This window comes from Lyngbya sp. CCAP 1446/10, from assembly GCF_026130175.1.
In the GTDB taxonomy this organism is placed as follows: domain Bacteria; phylum Cyanobacteriota; class Cyanobacteriia; order Cyanobacteriales; family Microcoleaceae; genus Microcoleus.
This window is the reverse complement of sequence record NZ_JAIGNI010000002.1, coordinates 188,455-194,457: the sequence shown is the minus strand read 5'-3', so window position 1 is coordinate 194,457 and position 6,003 is coordinate 188,455. Positions and strand designations below refer to the sequence as shown.

4 protein-coding genes are annotated in these 6,003 nt (G+C 46.2%); 3 read left to right on the top strand and 1 reads right to left on the bottom strand.

Features of this window, described 5'->3' with window-relative positions; all coding sequences use genetic code 11:
- The coding region (locus tag K4039_RS01905; protein ID WP_265233419.1) for a hypothetical protein at positions 1-205 on the bottom strand (205 nt) is incomplete at its 3' end.
- 168 nt (positions 206-373) lie between these two features.
- On the opposite strand from K4039_RS01905, the gene gltD reads away from it, so the two are divergent.
- The 3 genes from gltD to K4039_RS01890 all read left to right on the top strand — a co-directional run bounded on the left by gltD (position 374) and on the right by K4039_RS01890 (position 6,003).
- Positions 374-1,858: a glutamate synthase small subunit gene (gene gltD / locus K4039_RS01900; protein ID WP_265233418.1), complete on the top strand. Its 1,485-nt coding sequence runs from the start codon at positions 374-376 to the stop codon at positions 1,856-1,858.
- 220 nt (positions 1,859-2,078) lie between these two features.
- Complete coding sequence (locus tag K4039_RS01895) at positions 2,079-3,446, top strand: P-loop NTPase fold protein (RefSeq protein ID WP_265233417.1); 1,368 nt, start codon at positions 2,079-2,081, stop codon at positions 3,444-3,446.
- Positions 3,424-6,003, top strand: a complete 2,580-nt coding sequence (locus K4039_RS01890) for a tetratricopeptide repeat protein (RefSeq protein WP_265233416.1) — start codon at positions 3,424-3,426, stop codon at positions 6,001-6,003. Before K4039_RS01895 ends, K4039_RS01890 begins: the two co-directional genes overlap by 23 nt.

The following is a 6,003-nucleotide window of genomic DNA, read 5'->3' as shown; positions in this document are numbered from 1 at the left end:
GGGAGATGGGGAGATGGGGAGATGGGGAGATGGAGAGGGGGAGAGGGGGAGATGGAGAGGGGCCCTTCGGCTTCGCGAGCGGGTAAAGATGGGGAGAAGATTTTTGATCGATCGTGGAAATATACAATTTAAATGCAGTAAGCTGTACTGCATTTGTAGCTTTAATCCAGGTAAAAAACCCGGTTTCTTGGCTGTGTGCAGACATTCCCCGACTTGCGACAACGGGCGAGTCGCGACAGTACAGAAGATTTCAGAAATTGCTCGATCGGAAGTGCGATCGCCCGCAATTTAGATCACAATAGTTATTTCAGAAGCATACAAGCTTCACCTTTGACAAACTACCAGAATAGTAAATTCTAACCAAAACACCCCTATGGGAAAACCAACAGGCTTCATCGAATTCCTCCGCGAATTGCCCTCCGAACTCTCACCAGTCGATAGAGTCCACAACTGGGACGAATTTCACCTACCGATGGAGGAAGACAAACTCCGCAGCCAAGGCGCGCGCTGCATGGATTGCGGCATTCCATTTTGCCACACAGGCAGCATCATCAGCGGCATGGCAAGCGGCTGCCCGATTAACAACCTCATCCCCGAATGGAACGACCTAGTATATCGCGGACTGTGGAAAGAAGCCCTTGACAGACTCCACAAAACCAACAACTTCCCCGAATTCACCGGCAGAGTATGCCCCGCCCCCTGCGAAGGCGCTTGCGTGCTCGGCATCAACAACCCGCCTGTCACGATTAAAAACATCGAAGCCTCGATTATCGACAAAGGCTGGGATGAAGGCTGGATTACCGCCGAACCCCCCGCCAAACGCACCGGCAAAAAAATCGCCGTCATCGGTTCCGGGCCCGCTGGTTTGTCGGCTGCGGCGCAACTGAACAAAGCAGGTCATTTGGTAACTGTATACGAAAGAGCCGATCGCCCCGGCGGCCTGCTAATGTACGGCATCCCCAACATGAAGCTAGACAAAGAACAAGTCGTGATGCGCCGCCTGAAAGTCCTCGAAGCCGAAGGCGTAACCTTTGTCTGCAACACCGAAGTCGGGAAAGACTTACCAGCAGAACAACTGCTAAAAGAATACGACTCCGTTGTCCTCTGTACCGGCGCGACAAAACCCCGCGACTTAGGAATCGAAGGGCGGGAATTAAAAGGCATCCACTTCGCGATGGACTTTTTGACAGCCAACACCAAAGCAGTTTTAGACAAGAGCGCCAACGATAACTTCATCTCCGCCGAAGGCAAAGATATCGTGATTATCGGCGGTGGCGACACCGGGACAGACTGCGTGGGCACCTCCATCCGCCACGGCTGCAAAAGCCTGGTACAGCTAGAAATCCTGCCCAAACCGCCCTCGGAACGCGCCGCCAACAATCCCTGGCCGGAATGGCCGAAAGTCTACCGCCTCGACTACGGCCAAGAAGAAGCGGCCGCCAAATTTGGGGATGATCCGCGCGGCTATCTCACCACCTCTACCAAGTTTGAGGGCGACGAAAACGGCAACGTCAAAGCGGTACACACCGTTGAGGTGGAGTGGGCGAAAAACGAGAAAGGGCAGTTCATTCCGAACCAAATCGCGGGCACGGAGAAAGTGTTGCCGGCGCAGCTTGTGTTGCTGGCGATGGGCTTCCTGGGCCCGGAACAGCCGCTGCTGGATGCGCTGGGATTGGAACGCGACGCGCGCAGCAATGTGAAGGCGGAGCACGAAAAGTATACAACCAGTATTCCGGGAGTTTTTGCGGCGGGGGACTGTCGCCGGGGGCAAAGTTTGGTGGTTTGGGCGATTAATGAAGGGCGCGGTGTCGCCCGTGAGTGCGACCTTTATTTGATGGGTGAGACGGATTTGCCTTAGTTGATTTGGTTTATATCATGTTCGGTGCCGAGCATCCCTGACGCGAGCATCCCTGACGCGAGCGGGGACGCTCGCACTACACTCGGAAAATGATGATTCCTCAGTGCGACCGTCCTCGCTCGCGATCGATCCTACTTTTGCTAATATACAAGTAAATAAACAACATAGCTTTGATACATTGTTCGGGTTGCCTGCAATACATCTACTAAATTAAAAACCTATGACTACTCTTCCTATCAACCGCGCCACTACCCTCAAAGCGGCTTATCAAGTCTGCAATCCTCTCCAATCCTTAGAAGGTGCAGATCTCGATCGCTATTATGTTGATTTATCAGACGTTCGCAAAACCGAAGCGATCGCAGGTGTCAGTAATATTTTAGACTGTCAAGAACCAGAACAGTTTACCACAATCCTGTTTACCGGACATCGCGGCTGCGGCAAAAGTACCGAATTGAAGCGCATTCAAAAAGAGTGGGAAAAAGATTATCGCGTCATTTATCTGGAGGTCAACGAAGAGACAGATATTAATGATGTCGGTTATACAGATTTCTATTTGATCGCCATTAAGCGAGTTGAGTTTGAAATGCGTCGGCTGGGACTGAAATTAGATACTCGGCTGATGGATAATTTTGAGGCTTGGTTTAAAGATGTCACCGAAGAAACAGAACGAACAGTTGAAAGTTCCATCAGCATCGAAGGAGAAGCAACTTTGGGGCCGGAAGCTCCATTTTTAGCAAAGTTGTTGGTAAAGTTACTGGCACAAATCAAAGGTTCTGATAAGCAGAAGAAAACAATTCGCCAAACTTTAGAAAAAGACATTTCACGATTAAAAGCAGATATCAACTTGCTATTAAACGATGCTGTCAAAAAGCTGCGGAAGAAGTTTCCCAAATATAAAGGATTTCTGATTATATTTGATAATTTAGACCGCGTTCCTCCCAAGGTGGCCAACCATTTATTTTTTGACTATGCCGCTCAACTTCAAGAACTGAATTGTACGATGATTTACACAGTTCCGCTGGGAGCTCTGTACTTGTCTCAAAATGCCGTTAAGAATTTTGACTGTCCTCACATTGTCCCGATGGTTAATATTTATGAATTTAATCGAGATAGCTGTGACTTAAACTACAACGAAGTTAGCTTAAATGCTATGGCTAGTTTAATTGAACGCCGAGTTGAAGTTGACACAATCTTTGAGTCTCGCGAACAATTGTTGGAAGTGGCAAAAGCCAGTGGTGGTCATGTTCGCCAACTCATCCAGATTATGCGAACTGCTTCCATAACAGCTAGAGGTCGCGGTCATGATAAAATAATGGCTGAAGATGTTACCTATGCAATCAAACAAGAACAATTTAATTTTGAGCGGATTATCCCGCAAAATCATTATCCACTTTTAGCTCAAGTTTGTTTGACGAAAAATATTAATAAAGATGAAATCAGTGAATTGATGTTATTCAATCTTTCGGTTTTGGAATACAACGGCAAAAATCGATGGAACTATCCGAATCCGGTGGTGAAACAAAATGACGAATTCCAAAAAGCTCTCCGAGATGCCAGAGAATCTAATGTTAACCCAGAACGATCCTAATTCACAAATTGGGCGATTTTTAGCTGTCAATCAGCGGGTATTTAGTCAACTTTTGACTTTTGTTGATTTTTCGGAGAATTTGACTATTGGGTTTGTCGAAGTTAATTTTAATGCGGAAGCTGATTTGTTAATTGAGGAATTGAAAAATCATCCAATTTCTCAAGAAACTCAATTTGAAGTTTTGAACTTTGATGAGGATTTGCGTTTTCTCCGAGATGAAATAATCAAAATATTACCTACTATTAAGCGAGAACCTAATAAAAAATTAGTTTTAATGGTGCGGGGATTTGAAAAGTCGATCGGCAAATTTGACGAATATCCTCCAGTTTTACAAGACCTTAATTGGGTGCGAGATGCTTATAAAACCAGCGTTCCCCATCCGATTCTGTTTGTTTTGCCGGACTATGCGATTACTCGTTTGGCGAAGTTTGCAGCGGATTTTTGGGCGTGGAGATCGGGCGTATTTCTGTTTAAAACTACTCAAGCTACTATAGATGATGCCGTTGCTAGGACTCTTGATTCGCCAAGGAGTTTTAGGACGTTAGAAACACCTGAAAAGCAAGAACGTATTGATCTTTTACAGTCTTTGTTGATGGATTATAGTCCGAGTCATTCTGGAACTAAAAGAAATCCTAGTGCTTGTGCTAATATTTTACATCAATTAGGAGTTGCTTATCTCAGTCAAGGCAAGCCGGAACAGGCGATGGAGTATTTAGAAAAAGCCTTGGAGTTGACAAAGGAAAGTGAAAATTTATCGCTGCAAGCTGATGTTTACAATGAATTGGGTAAAGCTTACCGACAACAGCGACAATTTCCGGCAGCAATGAGTGCCTATCAAGCATCGCTGGAAATTAGTCGCACGCTGGGAAACCGTAGCGGGGAAGCTAATGCTTTGTATTATTTGGGGAATGTGTGTCAGGATTTGCGAGAGTGGGAAAAGGCAAATGTTTTTTATCAGCAATGTTTAGAAATTCAACAAGCCATCGGAGATATCTACTCTCAAGCCAGCACCTACCAGCAGTTAGGATGGGTGGCAAAACAGATGTGGAATCTGAATGAAGCAGAGAGTTATTATCAACAAGCTTTACAGATTCCCCAAAATTTATTATACAAAGATTTAGAAAGCGTTATAGACACCTTGCACCCCCGCGAACGCGATATTTTGCGGCTTAGGTATGGCTTAGACGATGGACGAATCAAGACTTTGCAAGAAATTGGTTACATTTTCAACATCACTCCCACACGGACTCGGCAAATCGAAGCTAAAGCACTGCGGAAGTTGCGCGATCTCAAAAGGACAAAATTGGGCAATCTCTCTGATATGGCAAATATTTGGGGAGCATTGGGAGACATTGAGAGAGATCGCGGTAATTGGGATGAAGCAGAGAGATTGTATCGACAATTTTTGGAAGTAGAGACAGAATTGGGCGATCGATCTGGTATGGCAACTTGTTGGGGAAAGTTGGGAGACATTGAGCAATATCGCGGTAATTGGGAGAAAGCGGAACGACTGTATCGGCAATGTTTGGAAGTTGAGATAGAATTAGGCGATCGCTCAGGTATGGCATCTAGTTGGGGAGTATTGGGAGGTATCGAGCAAAATCGCGGCAATTGGGAGGAAGCAGAGAGATTGTACCGGCAATGTTTGGAAGTTGAGACAGAATTGGGCGATCGCTCTGGTATGGCAAGTAGTTGGGCATCATTGGGATCTATCGAGCGAAATCGCGGCAATTGGGATGAAGCTGAGAGATTGTACCGACAATCTTTGGAAGTAATGACAGAATTGGGCGATCGCTCTGGTATGGCAAGTATTTGGGCATCATTGGGATCTATCGAGCGAAATCGCGGCAATTGGGATGAAGCTGAGAGATTGTACCGGCAATGTTTGGAAGTTGAGACAGAATTGGGCGATCGCTCTGGTATGGCATCTAGTTGGGGAGTATTGGGAGATATCGAGCGAAATCGCGGCAATTGGGATGAAGCTGAGAGATTGTACCGGCAATCTTTGGAAGTTGAGACAGAATTGGGCTATCGCTCTGGTATGGCATCTAGTTGGGGAGTATTGGGAGATATCGAGCGAAATCGCGGCAATTGGGATGAAGCAGAGAGATTGTACCGACAATCTTTGGAATTAAGGACAGAATTGGGCGATCGCTCTGGTATGGCATCTAGTTGGGGAGTATTGGGAGATATCGAGCGAAATCGCGGCAATTGGGATGAAGCTGAGAGATTGTACCGGCAATCTTTGGAATTAAGGACAGAATTGGGCGATCGTGAAGGTATGGCAACTTCGATAGGTTGTCTTGGAGAAAATGAACTCGGTAGAGGCAATCTAGATGCAGCCGAACCGCTTTTACAAGAAGCTTTAGCAAAAATGCAAGAACTGGGACAATCTGCAAAGATTGCCGAGGCTAACTACGATCTAGCACAGCTTTACCGCAAACGCAACAACCCAGAACTCGCCCAACAATATTACAACAGTGCCCGTCAAATCTTTCAACAATTGGGAGCCGCGAAAGACTTAGAAAGAATCGAGCGAGAGTGGGAAGCCGATTAA